The 21,298-nt window shown below is 67.6% G+C and carries 18 protein-coding genes; 10 read left to right on the top strand and 8 right to left on the bottom strand.

All coding sequences use genetic code 11. The annotated features are described in order from the left end of the window. Window positions 1–23 precede the first annotated feature (23 nt). The 4 genes from ACE3O8_RS05845 (at window position 24) to ACE3O8_RS05830 (ending at window position 2,286) form a co-directional block, all read left to right on the top strand. The gene (locus ACE3O8_RS05845) at window positions 24–464 is read left to right on the top strand and encodes a VOC family protein (protein WP_374387749.1); all 441 of its coding nucleotides are present in this window, start codon (window positions 24–26) and stop codon (window positions 462–464) included. A 96-nt stretch (window positions 465–560) separates the two neighbouring features. After that, window positions 561–833 (top strand): hypothetical protein, encoded by a 273-nt coding sequence (locus ACE3O8_RS05840; protein ID WP_374387747.1) that lies wholly within the window; start codon window positions 561–563, stop codon window positions 831–833. Between the two features lie 19 nt (window positions 834–852). Then, a complete protein-coding gene (locus tag ACE3O8_RS05835) occupies window positions 853–1,995 on the top strand; it encodes a lipase family protein (protein ID WP_374387745.1) in 1,143 nt (380 codons plus the stop codon). Between the two features lie 39 nt (window positions 1,996–2,034). Beyond that, window positions 2,035–2,286, top strand: a complete 252-nt coding sequence (locus tag ACE3O8_RS05830) for an amidohydrolase family protein (RefSeq protein WP_374387744.1) — start codon at window positions 2,035–2,037, stop codon at window positions 2,284–2,286. A gap of 353 nt (window positions 2,287–2,639) precedes the next feature. Here ACE3O8_RS05830 and ACE3O8_RS05825 read toward each other — a convergent pair whose 3' ends face one another. Genes ACE3O8_RS05825 through ACE3O8_RS05815 form a run of 3 tightly spaced genes read right to left on the bottom strand, consistent with a single transcriptional unit; the run spans window position 2,640 to window position 7,868 of the window. Further along, window positions 2,640–3,869, bottom strand: a complete 1,230-nt coding sequence (locus ACE3O8_RS05825; protein ID WP_374387742.1) for a TolC family protein — start codon at window positions 3,867–3,869, stop codon at window positions 2,640–2,642. Beyond that, window positions 3,866–6,982 (bottom strand): efflux RND transporter permease subunit, encoded by a 3,117-nt coding sequence (locus ACE3O8_RS05820; RefSeq protein WP_374387740.1) that lies wholly within the window; start codon window positions 6,980–6,982, stop codon window positions 3,866–3,868. The genes ACE3O8_RS05825 and ACE3O8_RS05820 overlap by 4 nt, the downstream gene beginning before the upstream one ends. A 1-nt stretch (window position 6,983) precedes the next feature. Then, complete coding sequence (locus ACE3O8_RS05815) at window positions 6,984–7,868, bottom strand: efflux RND transporter periplasmic adaptor subunit (protein ID WP_374387738.1); 885 nt, start codon at window positions 7,866–7,868, stop codon at window positions 6,984–6,986. Between the two features lie 253 nt (window positions 7,869–8,121). Between ACE3O8_RS05815 and ACE3O8_RS05810 the strand changes: the two genes are divergently transcribed. Next, a complete protein-coding gene (locus tag ACE3O8_RS05810; RefSeq protein ID WP_374387736.1) occupies window positions 8,122–8,778 on the top strand; it encodes a response regulator transcription factor in 657 nt (218 codons plus the stop codon). After that, a complete protein-coding gene (locus tag ACE3O8_RS05805) occupies window positions 8,775–10,172 on the top strand; it encodes an ATP-binding protein (RefSeq protein ID WP_374387734.1) in 1,398 nt (465 codons plus the stop codon). Before ACE3O8_RS05810 ends, ACE3O8_RS05805 begins: the two co-directional genes overlap by 4 nt. Before the next feature lie 197 nt (window positions 10,173–10,369). Here ACE3O8_RS05805 and ACE3O8_RS05800 read toward each other — a convergent pair whose 3' ends face one another. Next, a complete protein-coding gene (locus tag ACE3O8_RS05800; protein WP_374387732.1) occupies window positions 10,370–11,080 on the bottom strand; it encodes a DUF4386 family protein in 711 nt (236 codons plus the stop codon). Continuing rightward, window positions 11,077–11,817, bottom strand: coding sequence for a hypothetical protein (locus tag ACE3O8_RS05795; protein WP_374387730.1), 741 nt, complete (start codon window positions 11,815–11,817; stop codon window positions 11,077–11,079). The genes ACE3O8_RS05800 and ACE3O8_RS05795 overlap by 4 nt, the downstream gene beginning before the upstream one ends. A gap of 133 nt (window positions 11,818–11,950) precedes the next feature. Here ACE3O8_RS05795 and ACE3O8_RS05790 point away from each other — a divergent pair, with 133 nt between their 5' ends. From ACE3O8_RS05790 to ACE3O8_RS05775, 4 genes are all read left to right on the top strand, one after another. Next, window positions 11,951–12,526 carry a TetR/AcrR family transcriptional regulator gene (locus ACE3O8_RS05790; RefSeq protein ID WP_374387728.1) on the top strand — a complete coding sequence of 192 codons (576 nt, stop codon included), beginning with the start codon at window positions 11,951–11,953 and terminating at the stop codon, window positions 12,524–12,526. Between the two features lie 84 nt (window positions 12,527–12,610). Then, window positions 12,611–13,396 (top strand): ImuA family protein, encoded by a 786-nt coding sequence (locus ACE3O8_RS05785; RefSeq protein WP_374387726.1) that lies wholly within the window; start codon window positions 12,611–12,613, stop codon window positions 13,394–13,396. A 13-nt stretch (window positions 13,397–13,409) separates the two neighbouring features. Beyond that, window positions 13,410–14,831, top strand: coding sequence for a DUF6504 family protein (locus ACE3O8_RS05780; protein ID WP_374387724.1), 1,422 nt, complete (start codon window positions 13,410–13,412; stop codon window positions 14,829–14,831). Next, window positions 14,828–18,049 carry an error-prone DNA polymerase gene (locus ACE3O8_RS05775; protein WP_374387722.1) on the top strand — a complete coding sequence of 1,074 codons (3,222 nt, stop codon included), beginning with the start codon at window positions 14,828–14,830 and terminating at the stop codon, window positions 18,047–18,049. The genes ACE3O8_RS05780 and ACE3O8_RS05775 overlap by 4 nt, the downstream gene beginning before the upstream one ends. Before the next feature lie 129 nt (window positions 18,050–18,178). Here the strand turns inward: ACE3O8_RS05775 and ACE3O8_RS05770 are convergent, their stop codons facing one another. From ACE3O8_RS05770 to ACE3O8_RS05760, 3 genes are all read right to left on the bottom strand, one after another. Next, window positions 18,179–19,588, bottom strand: coding sequence for an aldehyde dehydrogenase family protein (locus ACE3O8_RS05770; RefSeq protein WP_374387720.1), 1,410 nt, complete (start codon window positions 19,586–19,588; stop codon window positions 18,179–18,181). A 22-nt stretch (window positions 19,589–19,610) separates the two neighbouring features. After that, complete coding sequence (locus tag ACE3O8_RS05765; protein WP_374387718.1) at window positions 19,611–20,753, bottom strand: NAD(P)-dependent alcohol dehydrogenase; 1,143 nt, start codon at window positions 20,751–20,753, stop codon at window positions 19,611–19,613. Between the two features lie 78 nt (window positions 20,754–20,831). Beyond that, window positions 20,832–21,122 (bottom strand): DUF1330 domain-containing protein, encoded by a 291-nt coding sequence (locus tag ACE3O8_RS05760; protein WP_374387715.1) that lies wholly within the window; start codon window positions 21,120–21,122, stop codon window positions 20,832–20,834. Window positions 21,123–21,298: the final 176 nt, after the last annotated feature.

The following is a 21,298-nucleotide window of genomic DNA, read 5'->3' as shown; positions in this document are numbered from 1 at the left end:
TCAATACGACAGGGAAACAGGACATGCAGCAGAATCCGAACTGGTTCGACAATGTGGAAAGCCGGCCCCACCCCTGGCCCGGCCTGAACTGGATGACGGCCGCATTGATCCTCGAGGATGTCGAACGCGCACTGGATTTCTACACGACGGCGCTCGGCTTTGTTCCCATCTTCCTGCTTCCGGGCGAGGATGGCAGACTGGATTTCGCGCGGCTCCGGTATCGCGGGATCAACTTCACCCTGAACAGCATGCGCTTTGACCCCGGCCTTCGTCCGCCATCCCCTGACGAGACAGCGTCATTCGCATTCTATCTTTATGTGGACGATCTGGCGCAGGCAGCCTCGGCGATGCAGGCCGGTGGCGCGGACGTTGCGATCGGCGCACGACGGGAACCCTGGGGCGACATGCGCGCCCGGCTGGTCGATCCCTATGGCTATGTGTGGGATCTGGCACAGAAAATCTGATGATCATGCCGCAGCAGCAGCCGCTGCCTGAGGGATCAGCCGGCACTGGGGCAATCCGGCGATCAATCCCTGCCCCGACGAGGAAGGATCAGGACGATGATGAAGACAGCAAAAGCCGCACTCGCCCTCGGCCTGCTGGCTGCCCCTGCAGGCGCCTTCGCGCAGGAACCGGTGCAGAATATCGACCCCCAGCGGCACGGCAACCTCGCCGCCGCGCAGGATCTCACCCGGCAGGCCTATGATCGGCTCAGCCTCGCGCAGAAAGAGAACCACAACAACCTGGGCGGCCATGCCGACAAGGCGAAGGAACTGCTGCGCCAGGCAAATATCGAAATCCGCCTCGCCGCGGATGCAGCCAACCAGCGCTGATGAACAGGGAAGCGGCCGGATGAAGCCTTTTCGATCTGTCCTGATCGCATTCGGCCTGCTGGCCGCCACCCTTGCCAGCGCGAACGACGCCACTGAGGCACCCGGCACGATATTGAGCGAGGAGGCCATCGGCGGCGCCCCGGACGGTGCGACTGCGTATCGAATCCTCTATGGATCCCGGTCGGAGGATGGCGCTGACCTCGCCGTTTCCGGGCTGGTGATCGTGCCGGCGGGCGATATCCCGGTGGGTGGACGACCCGTCGTCGCCTGGGCGCACCCCACCACCGGAGTCGTGCCCGCCTGCGCGCCATCCCGTTCGCCGCTGCGCTACATGATGATCCCGGGTCTGCGGGATATGCTGAAACGGGGCTTCGTGGTGACTGCGACCGACTATCCGGGCACCGGCCCGGGCGACGTGCAGCCATTCCTCGATGGCCCCGCCGAAGCCCGCGCCGTTCTGGATTCCGTGCGTGCGGCAGCCCGGATCGAAGGATCAGGCGCCGGACATCGCTTTGCGCTGTGGGGACACTCGCAAGGCGGGCAGGCCGTTTTGTTCGCCGGCGCGCTGAAGGCCGGATATGCCCCGGAACTGGAGCTTGCGGGCGTCGCGGCGGCTGCGCCGGCAACGGACCTTGCCGCGCTGTTCCGCGACGATATGGGCACGAAGGGCGGGAACAACCTGACCGCGCTGGCGCTCTGGTCGTGGGCGCGGACGGAAGCGGCGCCTTTCGAGCCGATTGTCAGAGCGGAAGCCGTGCCCGCCATCGAGGCCGTGGCGGCCAGGTGCATCGACGTGTTGCTGCCCAGTCCTTCGAAGCGCGCGGCGGACAAGGTGCTGGCAAACGGTTTCCTGACCGTGCCGGACGTGGCCGTCGTGGAACCCTGGCGCAGCATCATCGCCCGCAACAGTCCCGGTCTGCTGCCGGCGCATGTGCCACTGTTCCTGGCGCAGGGTGGGGCCGACGTCATCGTCCGCCCGTCTGTCACCCAAGCCTACATGAAGCGGCAGTGTGGCGCAGGCGGCAGGGTCAAGCTCCTTGTCCACCCACAGACTGGCCACGGATGGATTGGATCAAAAAGTGCGGAAACCGTTGTCTCGTGGATCGAAGACCGGTTTGCCGCTCTGCCAACCCCGGATGATTGCATTTTCCCAATGCGCTAGAAAACCTTCAGCACTTGCAGTCGCGGAAGTCGTGCCCAGTTGGCTCTTGAACGGCACCCGGTATTCGGACGGCCGCTTTCTGCGAGACGGACACAGCATTTCGAGGAGAAGACGAAAGGCAGCCTCGAGCCGGGCAAGCCTGCCGATTTCGAGATCCTCTCCGCCGACCCGACCGCGGTGAAACCCGAGGCATTTGCGGATAACAAGGATACTGAGACCCTCAAGGAGGGCCGCACGATCTTCGTTCGAAGGCCCGGCGCAGTTGTATCGGTTCGGGGGCATCCAGCGTGAGTGCGGCGCGGCTCCGCGCTTGGTTGACGGCACAAGAACGGCGGGATTCTCTGTCGAGAATAACCCGGCTTCACTGTGGTTTGCTTGATGGTTGGGCGATCAGCCAGCGAAGCCGAACAGCCACTCCTGCCCTGCCCGTTCGATCGGCAGGTTCGCCTCGAGAAGAGGTTGGCGATTGATATTCCTGCGGTTGGGAGCCCTCGACGATCGCTTCGACAATCCGGGGGCTGAGCCATCCGCACCGCCCGATCCCGGGCCTCAGACGCATACTTGTTCGTCGTCTTGCGCCAACTCCTCCTTCCGGGGAATTGGAGACTCCGGCAAACCCGGCGCGGTTCAACCGGCGATTGCCTTCAGTCTGCGTGAATCCACAGCGTATGGCTGTCGATCCTGAGGCGCGTGATCGCCCGCCATGCCTCCGCGCTGGCCACGACTTCGGCCAGCGCGGCCTCCTGCGCCAGCCTCTGCACATAGAGCCGGTCCGACAGATCCAGTCCGCCCAGCGCATGGCCTTTGCCGGCGCGGGCCGCCGCCGATGCGCTGGCCTGCGCAGCCCGGTGCGCATCCTGCCAGGCCGCATAGGCGGCAGACGCCGTCGCGACATCGCGGCCGGCGAGCGCCGAAATCTGCTGCCGGATGGCGACGGCCTGGGCTTCGGCGGCGGTTGCCTGGGCGCGGGCCTGATCGGCAAGCGCGCCGCGATTTCCACCCCCCAGCGGAATGCTGAACAACAGGCCCACGCCGCGCTCGGCACCGTTGCGTTCGGAAAAGCCCCGGATTCCGATGGACGGATCGGCGAAGCGGTCGCGCCGGCTCCGTTCGGCAAGCAACCCGGCCTGATCAGCCTGGGCGACGGCCGCACCGATCTCGTGGCTGCGCGCCACCACATGCGCCCCAAGTTCCGTCAGCCCTTCGGCCGGCACCTGCGGGGCCGAAAGCGCGGGCGCCCGAGCGGGCAACGTCAGCCCGGGAAACCGGGCCGCCAGCGCGACGCGCGCGGCTTCTTCCCGACCAGAGGCTGACCGCGCTGCGGACTGCGCCAGCGCAAGGGCTGCATCAGCCTGATCGGCCTCCAGCGCCGAAGCATCGCGCAGGGCCAGCCGCCGCTTGACGGCGTCGGCAGTCTGCCCAAGCGCTGCGACCGCCTCGTCGAGGATGGCCCGCTCAGAGGCTGCGCCAACCCAATCCCACCAGTGGTCATTCAGGCTCACGGCCGCCTGGTGGCGCGCGTCTTCCGCCATGTTTTCGGCAAACAGGACGCCGGCGTCGCCGGCCTTCCGGTCAAGCCCGGCCTTGCCCGGCAGGCGGACCGCGCGCGTCAGGCTGGCATCATATTCCGAATAGTCGCCTTCGCGGTCCACCCGGCGATTGAGGAGCGATGCCGCGGCGATGAACTCGTGGCTGCCGGCGGCCATGGCGCGCGCCTGTGCGCGCGCCGCGTCGGCCCGGGCGTTCGCGGCCATCACCTCCGGGTGATTGTCCAGCGCGAGTTCCACGGCCGCCGCGTCGGGCAGAACCGGTTGCGCCGCCAGAGAGGCGGAGAGCGGCGCCGCCACAAGCAGGGCAAGCATCAGGCGCTTCATGCTGCGGCTCCCTCGGTCAGGTATCGGTCTTCACGACCCTCTCCGAAACGGGCGTACAGCAGCGGCAGCAGCACCAGCGTGAGCAGGGTGGACGAGACAAGCCCCCCGATCACCACGATCGCCAGCGGCTTCTGGATTTCAGAGCCGGGGCCGGTCGCGAACAGAAGCGGCACCAGACCGAAGGCCGCGATGCTTGCCGTCATCAGCACCGGCCGCAGCCGGCGCCGGGCCCCCGATATGACGGCCTCGGCCAGCTCCAGCCCCTCCTCGCGCAGTTGGCGGATATAGCTCACCATCACCAGCCCGTTGAGAACGGCGATGCCCAGAAGGGCGATGAAGCCGACCGACGCCGGCACCGACAGATATTCGCCGGAGGCCCAGAGCGCGAGGATGCCGCCCACCATCGCAAAGGGGATCATCAGCAGGATGAGCACGGCGGGCCGGGCCGCCCCGAAGGTCGCGAACAGCAGCGCAAAGATCAGCCCGAGCGCCACCGGCAGCACGATCGACAAGCGGGTCGCGGCGCGCTGCTGGTTTTCGAACTGGCCACCCCAGACGATCCGATACCCCTGCGGCATCGGCACTTCGGCGGCGATCCTCGCCTGGGCTTCCTCCACATAGCCAACGATGTCGCGCCCGGAGACGAAGGCCTGCACCAGCGCAAAGCGGGAACCCTGCTCATGCTCCAGCTTCACCGGGCCTTCGGTGCGCGCCATCCGGGCCAGGTCGCTGGCCCTGGCCTGCACACCTGTCGGGCTCAGCATCAGCTGGTCGGCGAACAGGGCGGCGTCGCTCGCCACGGCTTCCGGGCCGCGAACCACCACGGGGATGCGGCGCAGGCCATCCGAAACGGTGCCCGCGGGCAGTCCCTCCACCTGCGCCCGCAGGCTGTCCTGCAGGGCATCCACGGGGAATCCCGCCCGGCCGGCCGCCAGCCGATCGATGTCGAGCGACAGATAATCCACCTTGTCGTTGGCGACCGTGATCACCTCGGTGGCGCCCTCGATCGCCACCAGCCGCTTTTCGATTTCGCCCGCCAGCCGGCCAAGCTCGTCGAGATCGGGGCCGAAGATCTTCACGGCCAGATCGCCGCGGCTGCCCGTCAGCATTTCCGATACCCGCATTTCGATGGGCTGGGTGAAACTCGGCTCGATCCCGGGGTGCGCCACCAGCACCCGGCGAAGCTCGTCCACCAGCCAGACCTTGTCGCCGCGCCATTCGTCGCGGGGCTTCAGCACCAGGAAACTGTCGGTCTCGTTCAGGCCCATGGGGTCCAGGCCAAGCTCGTCGGAGCCAACTCTGGCGATCACGGCCTCCACTTCCGGCACGTTGGAAAGGATGGTGCGCTGGACCGCCAGATCACTTTCCACGCTGTGCGCCAGCCCGATGGAGGGATGTTTCGCCAGCTGCACCAGCACCGTTCCCTCGTCCAGCGTTGGCAGGAAGATCTTGCCGACCTGCGTATAGGCGAAGCCGGCCAGCAGCAGCGACGCAGCCGCCACCGCCATCACCAGCCGCTGCCGGACGAAGGCGCCGCCAAGCAGCCGTGCATAGGCCGGAGAGAGGCGCTGCATCGCCCACGGCTCATGATGGCCGCCGTCTGCCTTCAGCCCCCACGACGCCAGCACCGGGATCAGCGTGAAGGCCAGCAGCAGCGATCCGCCAAGCGCCATCACGATGGTGAGGGCGACCGGCGCGAACAGCTTGCCCTCCAGGCCCTGCAGCGCCAGCAGCGGCAGGAACACCAGCATGATGATGACGATTCCCGAGGTGACGGGCCGAATGACTTCGCTGGTCGCCACCAGGATGCGGTTCAGCTTTCCGGTTCCGCGATGCTTCGGATCCGCCAGCCGCTCGACGATATTCTCCACCACCACCACCGCGCCATCCACCAGCAGCCCGATGGCGATGGCCAGCCCGCCAAGGCTCATCAGATTGGCGGTCAGGCCGAAGCCGCGCATCAGGATGAAGGTGATGAGCGCCGCCATCGGAAGCGCCGCCGTCACGATGAGCGCCGCACGCCAGTCCCCCAGGAAAAGCAGCAACAGCAGGACAACGAGTATCGATGCCTCCAGCAGGGCTTTTTCCACCGTGAGAACGGCGCGCCCGATGAGGTCCGAGCGGTCGTAGAAAGCGACGATCGACATGCCTTCCGGCAGCGTGGGTTCGAGTTCGGCCAACCGGGCCTTGACGCCGGCGACCACGTCGGCCGCATTGGATCCGCGCAGGCCGATCACCAGCCCCTGCACGGCCTCGCCGCCGGCAGCCCCGGTCTTGCTGTCGGATTCACTCCGCGTAACGGCGCCATAGCGGGTTAGCGTGCCGATGCGGACGGCGGCAACATCGCCCACCCGGACGACTGAACCGCCCGGCGCCTTCAATGGAATGGCGGCAAGATCCTCCAGCGTCTGCACGGCGCCGACTGCGCGGACGATCAGGGCGGATTCGCCGTCGGCCAGGCGGCCCGCCCCATCGTTGCGGTTGCCTGCCGCCACGGCGTCGGCCAGATCGGACACGCTGATGCCGGCCGCCGACATGGCGGCGAGATCGGGCACGACTTCGAAGGTTTCCACAAAGCCGCCCAGCGCGTTGACGTCCGCCACGCCGGGCACGGTGCGAAGCGCCGGCCTGATCGTCCAGTCCAGCAGCCGGCGCTTTTCGGCAAGGCTCTGCGGCCCTTCGATGGTGAACATGAACATGTCGGACAGCGGCGTCGAGATCGGCGCGAGGCCCCCTTCCACGCTGGCCGGCAGGTCGCCCTGCACGGCGGCAAAGCGCTCGGCCACCTGGCTTCGCGCCCAATAGATGTCGGCGGAATCGGAAAAGTCGATGGTGATGTCGGCGATGGCGTATTTCGCCACCGATCGCAGCATCCTCTGGTCCGGAATGCCCAGCATCTGCTGCTCGATCGGGGTGATGACCTTCGCCTCCACCTCTTCCGGCGTCATGCCCGGCGCCTTCAGGATCAGCTTCACCTGCGTCGGGGCGATGTCGGGGAAGGCATCGATCGGCAGGGTCGCGAACGACCAGACCCCGATGGCGGCCACCAGCAGTGAAAGCGCCAGCACAGCCACCCGGTTGCGGAGCGACCATTCGACAAGACGGCGCAGCATGTCAGTTCGCCGCCTGCGACTTCAGCTCGGGCAGGCCCGAGACCGCGACTGTCGCGCCGGCCGCCACCCCCTCCACGATCATCGCCCGGCCATCCGCCACGCCGCCCACTGAAACGGGCACCGGCCGGAACCCCTTGGCGCCCCGCACGAACACCACGTCCCGGCCATCCAGCCGCGTGACCGCAGCGGACGGAAGGGCGACAGCGTCGCCGCCCGCATCGCCAAGGATGGTGACCGTCAGCGACCGGCCTGAAACCAGCCCAGGCGCCGCGCCGATCCGGGCGATGGCCCTGATCGAACGGGTCGCCGGATCAAGGCCGGGCGCGACAGACAGGATTGCGCCCCGCCCGCCGTCCGGCAGGACCACCGCCATACCCGGCCGGATCCTGTCGGCCAGCCGCTCTGGCACTTGCAGCTGCAAGGCATAGCTGTTGCCGGCGTCGATCACGAAGGGGGCCGTCATGCCGTCCAGCGGGCCACCGGTCTCGACTGCAACGCGAGAGACCCGTCCGGCGATGGGGGCCACCAGCCTGACGATGCCATCGGCCGAAGCCCCGCCGCGGGCAAGGATGCGGGCCGCCTCTGCCCGATCGACTTGCGCCTCACGCAGCGCCGCGCGCGCCTCGTCGGCCCGGGCCCCCGCCACCACGCCTTCGGCCGCCAGCCTTTCCATCCGGCGGGCATTGGCTTCGGCCAGGCCCGCACGGGCGTCTGCCCGCGCCCGATCAGACGCGAGCGAAAGCGCCTCCCGGCTCACCACCGTTGCCAGCAACTGCCCGGCCTGCACCTCCTGCCCCTCGATCACGTGCAGTTGCCGGACGGCGCCCGAAAAGGGCGCGGTCACCGCAACGCGCGAGGCCGGCGGCAGGCTGACGGTGGCTGGCACCCTGGCCAGCGGCGCATCAGCAGCCGGCGTAGCAACGGCCGTTTGGGGGGCGGCTGCCTTCGGCGGCGGCGCCGCCGGCGGCGGTGCGGCGTCACGGCCGCAACCGGCCAGAACCAGTGGCAAAAGGGCGGCGAGCAACAGCGGGCGATGGCGGATCATGCGCCCCTGTTGCCCGATGAAGCTTGCACGAACCTGTCAGTCTGTCAGCTTGGTGACAGGGAGCGCAGCTATCACATGGTCCTCCGGAGGTTTGATGCGCCTGCTGCTGGTGGAAGATGACGTCGAGCTGTCCAGCCGCCTGACCCGACGGCTGGAGGCCGCCGGCTTTGCCGTCGATCACGCCTTCGATGGCGAGACGGCAGCCGAGTGGCCGGATCTCGATCGTCTGGGGGTTCTCATTCTCGATCTGGGGCTGCCGAGCCTTTCGGGGACGGATGTCCTGCGGCACTGGCGCAGGGCCGGTGTGCGCACGCCCGTGATCATCCTGACAGCGCGCGGCAGCTGGCAGGAAAAGGTGGACGGGTTGAATGCGGGCGCCGACGATTTCGTGGTGAAGCCCGTGCAGTCCGAAGAGCTGATCGCCCGCATCCATGCCATCGTCCGCCGGGCCCAGTCCGGCGGCGAGCCGCTGCTGGAGGCTGGCGCGATATCGCTTGATCCGGTCGCGCATACGGCAAGCCGGGGCGGCCGGGCGCTGGATCTCAGCCGGCAGGAATTCCGCCTTCTCGAACTGTTCCTGCGCCGGGCCGGGCATATTCTCTCCCAGTCCGACCTTCTGGAACAGCTCTATGCGCTGGAGGCCGAACGGGACCGGAACGCGCTGGAAGTGCAGGTAAGCCGCCTGCGCCGCAAGGTGGGGCGCGGCGCGATCACCACGGTCCGTGGCCTCGGGTACCGGTTCGAGCGATGACCATGCCGAAGCCGCCAGTCCCGGGCAGCCTGCGCCTCCGGTTCATCGTTGCGATGCTGGTGTGGATCGTCGCCGGGCTGGTCGTCATCGGCCTCAGCACGTCGGCCCTGTTCCGCCGCCATGTCGAGCAACAGTTTCACGAGGAACTGCAGGTGCATCTCGTCGAGCTCGCGGAGCTGACCCGGCTGGAGCCTGACGGCAGCATCACCCTTGATCGCCCCTTGTCCGATCCGCGCTATGCGATGCCCAACTCCGGCTTCTACTGGCAGGTGGAGCGCCATGGCGCGCCCCCGCTGAAATCGGCGTCGATGCCTGCCGGCGCGCTCGATCCCTCCCTCGCCCACCAGCCGGATATTGTTCACAGACTGGCGCCGGGCCCGACCGGCCCCACCATGACCTATGGGTTTGCTCGCACTGCGCCCGATGGCGGCAGCGAACTGCATTTCCTGATCGCCACCGACGAGCGCATCCTGAACGAAGTCATCCACGCGTTCGACGCCGAGCTTCGCCGCTGGCTGGCGCTGCTGGCGATCGGCCTGCTCCTCACCGGTGCCATCGTCATCATCTACACGCTGAAACCGCTGGAACTGCTGGGGGCGGCGGTGGCGGCCGTGCGCTCCGGGCATGCCCGCCGCATGGCAGATGGATGGCCACGGGAAATCGCCCCGCTGGTGAGCGACCTCAACGGCCTGCTCGACCAGAACGAGGCGATGGTGGCCCGCGCCCGCGTGGAGGCCGGGAACCTGGCCCACAGCCTTCGGACCTCGCTGGCGATCCTGACGGACGAGGCCGAAACACTCGCGAGCGGCATATCCGGCGACAGCGCCTCAACGCTTCTGGAGCAGTGCCGCCGGATCGCGCGTCAGCTGGACTGGCACCTGGCCCGCGCGCGGGCAGGTGGGCGGATCGGCGCGGGCACACGGCTGCCCGATGCGCTTGTCCCCATCTGCACCGCGATGGAGCGGTTGCATGCCGCGCGCTCGGTCCACTTCTCCATCGCGGCGTCGCCGCCGACATCATTGGCCATCGAACCGGAGGACTTTGCGGAGATCGCCTCCAACCTGTTGGACAACGCGGGCAAATGGGCGGCAGGCCATGTGCATGTCGACTGGCAGACGGATGGCGGCGTCTGCCGTATCTCAATCGCAGACGACGGCCCCGGTATCCCGGAAGCCGCTTTTGAGAAGGTGTTCGAAAGCGGGAAGCGGCTGGACGAACAGACGCCAGGTCACGGCCTTGGCCTCGCCATCGCCCGGGATCTGGCGCAGCATTACGGGGGAGAGGTTGGTCTGCGCGGCCGGAACGACGGCGCAGACGGGCTGGTGGCCCGGATCACCCTTCCGTTGACAACCGGGCATCTGACCGGCGTCGATCAGACGGACGGCAAATCCTGACCACCCGAGGCTTGGGGCCCCAGGCCCGGATGCCGATGAGGCATCCTGGCCGGCATAGTCCGCCGGATGCCGCTGTTCATTTCTGCGCGCCAAAGGCAGTCTGTCGTGACTGTCCGGCCGCTGTGACCTGACAAGCGTGAACCATGTAGCGCAAGGCGGAATACAAGCCAGCCGTCAGCGCACCATGCAGTTCCAGATCATTGATTTTCCTGAAATTTTATACGCTCAGGCAACATGCCGCCTGAAAAGCCCCTGGCAACAAGCCAGAGCCCGGCAATCAGTTGGACCAGAGCGAGCGGCACCAGGAACTGGAATAGCACCTCGCCATTCAGGATGCCCGTAAACACGCCCGTCATCTGCGAGGCGGTCGCCAGAAGTCCGGCAATCGCCAACCACCGGGGAACCCAACCGCTGCGCAGCAGGATGGCGTAGAGGATGAGCGCGCCGGTTCCGCCGAGCAGCAGATGCGGGTAATGCAGGCCGTCGCGCTGGAGCGTCACCAGCGACCAGACGGGTTCCGCAAGCCCGGCCAATGCGCCGTGGGGCGCCGCTAGCATCGCATCGCCGAGAGACCGGAAGAGCTGGTAGCTGGCGAGTTCACCGCCGCCCATGCCGAACGACGCGGCCCTGAGGGCGAGGAGCAGGAAGGCAAGCCATGCGAAGGGCTTCGCCAGCAAAAGCTGGCAGACAAGGGCGGCGATCGCGACCGAGACAATGCCGGAGACCATGCCCACCAGCACGATCAGGCTGACGAGCCCGGGCTGTGACGATGCCCCCGCGAAAAGGCCCATCGGGCCGTCGCCTGTCCGGATCATCGGCTGCAGGTAGAAGTTTGAACCGATGTCGAGGGCATATCCAAGGAGGATGCCGGCTCCGATCCATCGCCCGGAACTGGTCAGGTCAGTCATGTCGAGGCCTTCTGCGGTTGGGGAGAATTGTGGCCGGTGCGACCGGCAGGACGCTGCCCGAGCCAGTTTCGAGCAAGATGCACGCGCAGCAGCCAGAAGATGAGCGCGCCAAGCGTGAGCAGCGAAGGCGCCAGCAGAACCGGCGAACCAGCCATGAAGGGGAAGACATCATCCTGCTGGCCGAGAAAGAGCGACGTCACCGCGAGGAAGCAGGCGGCCAGCATCCGCCAGAGGTGCCGCGCAAGGCGATGGCGTGCGGACAGGGGCGCCCGCAGCAGCAGGCTCAGGTCGAGTAGCAGCGAGACGGCCGCCGCGGAGCCGAAGGCCAGGTAGCCCGCAGTCCCGGATCCCTCGAACGCCCCATCAGGCGCACGGTTCGCCATCATGGCCCCATGGGCAATCAGCAAGGTGGCGGCCAGCCCGATCGCCATCAGCTGCCACGGCGGCCTGCGCGACGTCGCGCCGCGCATCTGCGCCGCCTGGCGGGAGGAATGAACGAGATAGAATGTCCATATGGCAGCGCCGAGGCTCAGCCGGTCAGGCTCCCACGCGGTGAGAATCGCCGCGGAAACCGCCATCGCCGACATGGAGAGGCAAAAGGCATTGCCCGCCTTTGCATGCAGCCCGCCGGCGCCCTTCCGGCTTGCCATGGCGATCAACCCGGACACGAGCGCGACGGCACCGGCCGCGACATGCGTGACGAGCAGGGGGGTAAAGACGGCAGCGGCCAGACTCATCCTGCTGTCCAGGCGTGCCCATTGGGGCGGGACGTAGCTGGCGGACGGAAATCTGCGAACGGGCAAGACATGGCGTTCCTCTTATTGACATTGTCAATTTGTATTTCTCAATTGACGATGTCAATATACATCCATGAAGCGCGGATATCGGCACGGAAACCTGAGATCGGCGCTTGTCGCGTCCGGACTTGAACTGCTGGATGCCCAGGGGCTCGAAGCGGTCACGATCCGCGCGGTCGCGCGGGCGGCCGGCGTTTCACATGCCGCGCCGGTCAATCATTTTGCGGACCGGCGCGCTCTGCTGACAGCCATCGCGACGGACTGCCTGCGCGAGTTGATGCAAGGGATCGAGGCCTGCCAGCAAACGGTGGTGACGGCGCGAGACAGGATCTTTGCCCTGGTCGATGCGTTCCACGCCTATGGCCTCGCAAATCCCAATCGCTACCGGCTGATGTGGCGGCAGGACATGCTCGATGCGGCGGATCCCGCACTGAAATCCCTGACGGATGGCCTGTTCGAGCTTGTGGCGGAGTCGATGCAGCCTTTCGGCGATCCGCCGGAAATCAGTGCGATGAGTCGGATCGTTGCGATCTGCTCCGCGATCCACGGCTATGTCCTGTTCCGGATCGACGGCGCGTTCGAGGGGCATGAGGACGAGAAGAGCGGCGAGCCACGGCATCGCGCCGTGCTGGAGGCGCTTCTGCCGTGACAGGCGGCAAGCCCCGCCGATCCTTCGGGACAGAATGGTTGACAGCGGCTGAGTCGAATCCGGATAAGAACATATAGTGAACATATGGCCCCACAAGCTGATGACAGACAGGCGCGGATTCGCCAGCTGCTCCGGATTTCCGGGCAGGCTGGTGCGCATGTGCGGGGCGGGCATGTCTCATCCGGCCATGAAGGGCTGGACGCGGCGCTTGGGGGCGGACTTGGCCGCGGGCAGCTCCATGAACTGTTCGCCGCAGACAGAGAGGATCCGGCCGGCGCGGCCGGGTTCGCGGCGATGCTGTGCCGGCGGCTTGGCAGGGCCTGCATCTGGCTGCGCGAGGCGCGGGCAGAGACGCGGCTGCAGCTGTTCGGGCCGGGCCTTTCGGGCATCGGCCTCGATCCGCAGCAGCTGCTGCTGGGCGTCTTGCCCGATGCCGATGCCGTTCTTCGGGCGGGCGCCGATGTGCTGCGCTGCCCGGATGTGGGCGTGGCGGTGATCGAACTGTGGCGCAATCCCCGCAACCTTGGCCTGACGGCCACGCGCCGGTTCCAGCTGGCGGCCGAAGCCTCTGGCGTCACCGCGCTGCTGCTGCGGCTGGAGGCCGAGCCGTGTGCCAGTGCGGCTGCCACGCGCTGGTCGGTGCGGTCGGTCGCCTCGCGGCCGCTGGAGGGCAACGCCCCCGGACGGCCGGCCATCGAACTGGACCTGCTGAAGCATCGCGGCGGCGGGCGCGGGCGCTGGCGGCTGGAGTGGGATCGTGACTCCGCAAGTTTCCGCGACCTCGATCGAGCGGCGCTTCCTGGCGATGTGGTTCCCCTTCCTGCCGACAGACCGGTGGCGGATGTCTTCCCCATGCGGAAAGCCGGATGATGCACTTGTTCTGGTGGCGACCGAGCGCAATGCCCGGCGACTGACGGCCGCCTGCCCGCAGGCGCGGAAACTGGGGCTGGCGCCGGGAATGACGCTGGCTGACGCGCTGGCCCGCGTGCCCGGCCTCCGCGCGGAGCAGGCCGATCCGGCAGCCGACGCGCAGCTGCTGCTGCGCCTGTCTGACACCGCCCTGCGCTGGTCGCCCATTGTTCAGCCCGATCCCCCAGACGGCCTGCTGATCGACATCGGCGGCTGCGCGCATCTGTTCGGCGGCGAAGCTGCACTTGCCGCCGATGCGCAAAGGCTGCTCGGCGGGTATCTGGCCGTGCGCCACGCCATCGCCTCCACGCCCCTGGCCGCCCATGCGCTGGCGCGCTTCCCGGTTTCCGCCGCCGGCGAGGCGCAGGCGATCCGGCTGCTGCCGGTGACGGCGCTGGGGCTTGCGCCAGAGGCCGAAATGGCGGTGCGTCGCGCCGGGCTGAAGCTGGTGGGCGATCTGGCGGACCGGCCGACGGCCCCCTTGTCGGCCCGTTTCGGCAAACAGGCGACCTATGCGCTCGACAGGCTTCTGGGCCGGACGGACAGCCGGCTTTCGCCCCGGCGCCCCTTGCCGGCGCTGCACTTCGCGCGGCGCTTTGCCGAACCGATCGCGCATGTGGACAGCGTGCTGGGGGCGGTTGACGGATTGGCGGCGAAGGCGGCGCTGGCTTTGGAACAGCGCCATGAAGGCGGGCGCGGCTTTGCCATAAGCCTGTGTCGAAGCGACGGCGAGGTGCGTGAACTGACCATCGAGACCGGCCAGCCCACGCGCGATCCGGCCCTCCTGGCCCGGCTGCTGCGCGAACGGATCGAGGCCCTGTCCGACCCGCTGGATCCCGGCTTCGGGTTCGATCTGATCCGCTTTGCGGTGGCGGCGACGGAGCCGCTTGGAACCGTGCAGGCCGATCTGGATGCCAGCCGCACGCAGGGGGAAGCGCTGTCTGCCCTGATCGACCGGCTGAGCGCGCGCCACGGCCGTGATCGCATCCGCAGGCTGCTGCCGGTCGATACGCATGTGCCGGAACGTGCGGTCCGTTCCATTCCGGCGCAGGCGAGCAACCCTGCCCCGGACTGGCCGCTTCCCCCGGCTTCTGAGCCGCCGCTTCGCCCCCTCTGCCTGCTGGACCCGCCGCAGCCGATCATCGTGATGGCCGAAGTGCCCGATGCACCGCCGCGCCGCTTCATCTGGCGCGGACGTCACCATGTCGTGGTTCGCGCCGAGGGGCCTGAACGCATCGCCGCGCCCTGGTGGCAGATGGCCAGCGAGGGGCGGCCCACACGGGATTACTACCGGGTGGAGGACGAGGCCGGGCGACGCTTCTGGCTGTTCCGGCGCGGCCTGCACGAGCGCGAGGCGGGGCACCCGAGCTGGTTCATTCATGGCCTGTTCGCATGACGGACTTCGCGGAACTTTCGGCCGCCAGCAACTACAGCTTCCTGCGCGGGGCCAGCCATCCGCACGAGATGGTGGCCGAGGCGTTGGCGCTGGGGATGGCCGGGATCGGCATCGCGGATCGCAACACGGTGGCAGGCGTGGTGCGCGCGCATGTGGCGCTGCGGCAGGCGTCCGACAAGGCGGTGGCGGCCGGACTGGAATTGCCGCCGTTCCGACTGGTGGTGGGCGCGCGGTTGGTGTTTGCGGACGGCACGCCGGACATTGTCGCCTATCCGCAGGACCGGCGCGGCTGGGGGTGGCTGACGCGGCTGCTGTCGCTGGGCAACCGGCGCACGCAGAAGGGGGATTGCGAACTGCGCCTGGAGGATTTGCTGGCGCATGGCGAGGGGCTGCTGCTGATCGCCTTTGCGTCGCAAGCGGATGCGCCGGCGCTTCGGCAACTCGGGCAAGCCTTCCCGCGTCGATTGTGGCTGGCGGCGACCATGCCCCGCAATGGCCACGACCAGCGGCGGCTGGAACAGTTGCGGCGATTGGGACGCGACCTCTTCATCCCCCTGATTGCCACGAACGATGCGCTCTATGCCGTGCCGGAGGATCGGCCTCTGCACGATGTGCTGACCTGCATCCGCGAAAAGGTGACGATCCACACGGCCGGGCGCCGGCTGGAAGCGAATGCCGAGCGGCATCTGAAATCCCCGGCCGAGATGGCCCGCCTGTTCGAAAGCTGCCCTGAGGCGGTGTCAGAGAGTTTGGCATTGCTGGGCCGTATCCGCTTCTCGCTGGACCAGTTGGGCTATGAATATCCGCACGAACCGGTGCCGGCGGGCTGGGAACCTCTCAGCTGGCTGAAGCATATCGTGCTGGAGGCGGCGCATGCGCGTTATGGCGATATGTTGCCCAGAGGCGTGCAGGCCCGGCTGGCCGAGGAGTTCGACCTGATCGAGCGGCGCAACTATGCCTGCTATTTCCTGACCGTCCACGATCTGGTGAAGTTCGCCCGTGCGCAGGGGCCGCCGATCCTGTGCCAGGGGCGCGGCTCGGCCGCCAATTCCATCGTCTGCTTCCTGCTGGGCATCACCTCCGTCGATCCGGAGAAATACGACCTGCTCTTCTCGCGTTTTGTATCGGAAGATCGGGCCGAGCCGCCCGACATCGATGTCGATTTCGAGCACGAGCGGCGCGAGGAGGTGATGCAGTATGTCTATCGCCGCTATGGCCGCGAGCGGGCGGGCATCGCCGCCACCGTCATCCACTATCGCCCGCGCAGCGCGGTGCGCGATGTGGGCAAGGCGCTGGGGCTGTCCGAGGATGTGACGAGCCGGCTTTCGTCGACCGTATGGGGCAGTTTTTCCAGCGAGATGGAGGAGAGCCGTTATCGCGAGGCGGGCGTTGATCCGGCCAACCCGCAGATCGCCCGGCTGGCGAAACTGGTGAACCGGCTGCTGCACTTTCCCCGCCACCTGTCGCAGCATGTCGGCGGATTCGTGCTGACGGAGGACCGGCTGGACGAGACTGTGCCGATCCACAATGCGGCGATGGAAGACCGCACGTTCATCGAGTGGGACAAGGACGATATCGACGCGCTGAACCTGATGAAGGTGGACGTGCTGGCGCTGGGGATGCTGACGTGCATCCGCAAATCCTTCGAGCTGATGCGCGCGCATGATCTGGGCGACCATGATCTGGAGCTGGATGGAACGACCGAGGACGCGGCCGTCTATGACATGCTGTGCAAGGGCGACAGCGTGGGCGTGTTCCAGGTGGAAAGCCGGGCGCAGATCAACATGCTGCCGCGACTGAAACCCCGCACGATCTACGACCTGACGATTCAGGTCGCCATCGTCCGCCCCGGGCCGATCGAGGGGGATATGGTGCATCCGTATCTCAGGCGGCGGAGCGGGTTGGAGAAGGTGGACTATCCCGCCCCTGCGCCGCCCCATGATCCGGATGAACTGAAAGCGCTGCTTGGCAAGACCTGCGGCGTTCCGCTGTTTCAGGAGCAGGCGATGAAGCTCGCCATCGTGGCGGCCGGCTTCACGCCCGGCGAAGCCAATCAGCTGCGCAAGGCGATGGCCACGTTCCGCAATGTCGGCACCATCCACGAATTCGAGCCGAAGATGATCGAAGGCATGGTGGCGCGCGGCTATGAACGCGCCTTCGCCCAGCGTTGCTATGACCAGATCAGGGGCTTCGGCAGCTATGGCTTTCCGGAGAGCCACGCGCTGGCCTTTGCCAAGCTCGTCTATGTCTCGGCGTGGATCAAATGCCACCAGCCGGCGGTGTTCGCCTGCGCCCTGCTGAACAGCCAGCCGATGGGTTTCTATGCGCCTGCCCAGATCGTCCGCGACGCCCGCGAGCATGGGGTGGATGTGCGCCACATGGATGTGAACGCCAGCCACTGGGACAACAGCCTGGAGCGCGATGCCGTGGGCGCCCCCGCGTTGAGGCTCGGCTTGCGCCAGATCGACGGCTTCCACGAGGCGTGGGGCAATCGTTTGGCGGCTGCCCGGGCGGGGGGCAAATTCACCGGCATTGAAGAACTTGCCCGCAGGGCGCGGCTGCCCTCTCGCGCGCTGCACCTGCTGGCGGATGCAGACGCCTTCCGGTCGCTCGCGCTCCCCCGCCGGGAAGCCCTGTGGCAGACCCGCCGGACCCCTTCCGATGAATTGCCGCTGTTCGCCGCCGCCGACGCCCGCGAACTGGGCGAAGAGGCAGACATGGCGCTGCCCGCCATGCCCGAAAGCGAGGAGGTGGTGGCCGATTACCAGATGATCCGCCTGTCGCTCCGGCAGCATCCCATGTACTTCCTGCGCGACGAACTGCGGGGGCAGGGCATTCTCTCCTGTTCAGAAGCCGCCGACGCGAAGCCTGGCCGCCGCGTGGCGGTGGCGGGTGTGGTGCTGATCCGCCAGCGGCCCGGCAAGGGCAACGCCATCTTCGTGACGCTGGAGGATGAAACCGGCGTCACCAACCTGCTCATTTGGGCGCGCCAGTTCGAACGCCTGCGCCGCCCGGTGATGTCGGCCCGGCTGATGCGGGCCGAAGGCATCCTGCAGCGCAGCCCCGAGGGCGTGATTCACCTGATGACCGACCGCGTGGACGACCTGACGCACATGCTCGGCCAACTGGAGGAAGCCCAGGCGAACCCGACGCCGCCGAACCGCGCCCGGCATCCGCGCAACGTGCGCGTGCTGCCGAACTCCCGCGATTTTCACTGACGCCGGCCCGTCACCCCCACCGACAGCCCGAATGCAGGGCGCGCCTCAGCGCACCCCCATTCCTGCGCGCGCCTCAGCGCACCCCCATTCCTGCGCGCGCCTCAGCGCACCCCCATTCCTGCGCGCGCCTCAGCGCGCGACATTCACCACCTGCGGCACCATGAACTCCAGCAGGCCCTCCATGCCGTTTTCCACGCCGAAACCGCTCTGCTTGTGGCCGGCGAACGGGGTTCCCGGCGTCAGCTCCAGATTCTGGTTCACCCAGATGGTGCCGGTTTCCATCCGCCGGGCGATGTCGATGCCGGCCTGCACATCCTTGCTCCACACCGCGCCCGCCAGCCCATATTCGCTGGTGTTCGCCCGCGCGATCACATCGTCCACATCCCGGAAGCGCAGCATCGGCAGGATCGGGCCGAACGCCTCCTCCTGCACCACGCGGCTGTCCTCGGGTGGGTTGTCCACGATCGTCACGGGGATGAAATAGCCGCCGTCCGGCACGTCCGCGCCCTGCAGCAGGGTCAGCCCGCTCGCCTTCGCATCCTCCAGCAACTCCAGCACGCGCTCATACTGTCGCTTGTTCTGGATCGGCCCCAGCACGGTGCCCTGTTCCGCGCCGTCGCCCACCTTGATGGCCTTGGCGATCCCCACCAGCCGGTCGCGCAGCCCCTCATACACATCCTCATGCACATAGAGCCGCTTGGTGGCGACGCAGATCTGCGCGGTGTTGAAGAAGGCGCCGAAGAAGATCTTCTGCGCGATTTCGTCCAGGTCCACGTCGGGCATCACGATGGCGGCGTCGTTGCCGCCCAGTTCCAGCGTCACCCGCTTCAGATCCTTGGCGGCAGCCTCCATCACCTTCTTGCCCGTCGCGGTGGAGCCGGTGAAACTGATCTTGGCAAAGCCCGGATGGCTCGTCATCCACACGCCCAGCTCGTCGCCGCCCGTCACCACGTTCAGCACGCCCGGCGGCAGGATCTGGCGGAAGATCTCACCCACCTTCAGCACGCACAGCGGGGTGAAGGGCGAAGGCTTCAGCACCATCGTGTTCCCGGCCGCCAGCGCGGCCGCCACCTTCCACATCGACAGCATCACCGGGAAGTTCCACGGCGAAATCGCGCACACCACGCCCAGCGGTACATAGCGCGTCTCGATCCAGCGGGTGTCCGTCTCTTCCAGATGCACAGGTGGCGTCATCTGCGAAAAGGCCATCAGCCAGGCTGCCCCGCCCTGGATTTCCTGCTTCGCCGCATCGGTCGGGCGCCCCTGCTCGCGCGTGAACAGCCGCGCCAGCGCCTCCGTATGGCCCATCAGCGCCTCGCCGCACTTGCGGATCAGCGCCTGCCGCTCCTCGATGGCCATTGCCTTCCACGCCGGAAAGGCCGCCTGCGCGGCGGCAACCGCCTCATCGAGCTGCGCGCGCGAACAATCCGGCGCCTGCGCGAACACCTCGGCCGTGGCGGGGTTCACCACATCGATCCGCCCCGCGCCATCCACGCCGCGCCCGCCGATCGTCATCTGATAGCCGGTTTCGAAATCCATCTGCCAAGCCTTTCCTGCGGGTTCAGTCAAACAGCAGCACGGGCTTCACCGTGCCGCCCTCATGTGCCTCGTGAATCGCCCGGTTGATCTCCGCGAAGGGATAGGTCGTCACCATCCGCTCCACCGGCAGCGCGCCGGATCGCGCCCAGTTGACCAGCTGCGGCAGGAAATCCGCCGGCACGCTGTCGCCCTCGATGATGCCCATCACCCGGTGGCCGAAGGTGATCGCCTGCGCGATGGCAAGGTTCAGCGTCGCATCGAACTGCGCAGGCACGCCGATCAGCCCCAGCGTGCCCATCGGTGCCAGCATCTGCAATCCGGCCTGCAGCGCGCCGCCATGGCCGCTGGTGTCGATCACATGGTCTGCCCCCAGCGGCGAAATGGCGCGAACGGCCTCTGCCGTGTCGCCGGCGGCCGGATCGATGGCGTGATGCGCGCCCAGCGAAAGCCCCAGCGCCCGCCGGTCCGCGCGCGGCTCGATCAGGATGATGGTGCGGCAGCCGGCGATCTTTCCGCCCATGACGGCCGACAGCCCCACCGCGCCGCCGCCGATCACCACCAGCACATCTTCCGGCCCTGCCCCGTGCGATCGCAGCACCGCGCCGGCGCCGGTCTGCACGCCGCAGCCCAGCGGCGCCAGCATGGCGAGATCGGCATCCGGCGGCAGCTTCACCGTGTTCCCCACCCGGGAAATCGCATGGCTGGCGAACGAGGACTGGCCGAAGAACTGCCCGCCCAGCGGCTCGCCCGCCAGGCTCAGCGCGGTGGTCCCGTCGGGTCGGACAGGGGCATAGTTGCGCATCGGGAAATCCTGGCAATAGGCCGGGTGCCCCTCGGCGCAGCGGCGGCAGTGGCCGCAGCTGTCGAACGTCAGCAGCACCTTGTCGCCGACGGAAAAGCCCTCGACGCCCGGGCCGACGGCCTCGACGATGCCCGCCCCTTCATGCCCGAACACGGCCGGCAGCGTCATGCTGGCCATCCCGGTCGCGAACACGAGGTCGGTATGGCAGATGCCCACGGCCTTCACGGCCACCCGAAGCTCCCCCGCGCCCGGGGCCGCCACCTCGATCGTCCGGAGCTCGAACGGCCCCATCGGCTGATGAACCACCGCCGCGATTGCCTGCACCGCTTCCGTCACGTCCGTTCCCTTCCACTGCGTCCGCATCTCCGTAGCGGCATGGGTGGGCGACCGTCGCCTGTCGGAAAATGCGGGCGCGGCGACCGCCCGGCCTCTCCTTCGGCGTCAGCCCAGGCCGTCCACCAGAATCACCCGGTAATCCGCCCCCTGAAAGCGGTGTTCGCGCGCAGCCGCATAGGCCGGGCTCTGATACCAGGCCTTCGCCGCCGCCCTGTCCGGAAACTCGATCACCACAACGCCATCGGCAGCCGCGCCTTCCAGCGTCTCGCAGGCGCCGTAAAAGGCGAGCGGCTTCAGGTCATGCCCGTGGCGCGCCTCGCCCGCGCCTTCGGCATAGCGCTTCATCGCCTCGGCATCGCGAAGCTTTTCACGGATCAGGATCATGTAGGCCGGCATGCGCAGTCTCCCCGGATTTCCCCTCGTTGACGGGCGGTAAGCTGGGCGATCGGGGGCGCCTTCGTCCACCCGCCAAGGTGGTCAGGGTGCGGCCAATTGCCCTCCCCCGCCTTTCGTCATGGCAGCCCAAAGGTTTACAGGGGCGTCAGCTTTGTCCATTGTGGCCCTGTTGGGGC

Origin of the sequence: Sandaracinobacter sp., from assembly GCF_041909755.1 — a bacterium.
Lineage (GTDB): Bacteria > Pseudomonadota > Alphaproteobacteria > Sphingomonadales > Sphingomonadaceae > Sandaracinobacteroides.
This window is presented reverse-complemented; position numbering and strand designations above follow the sequence as displayed.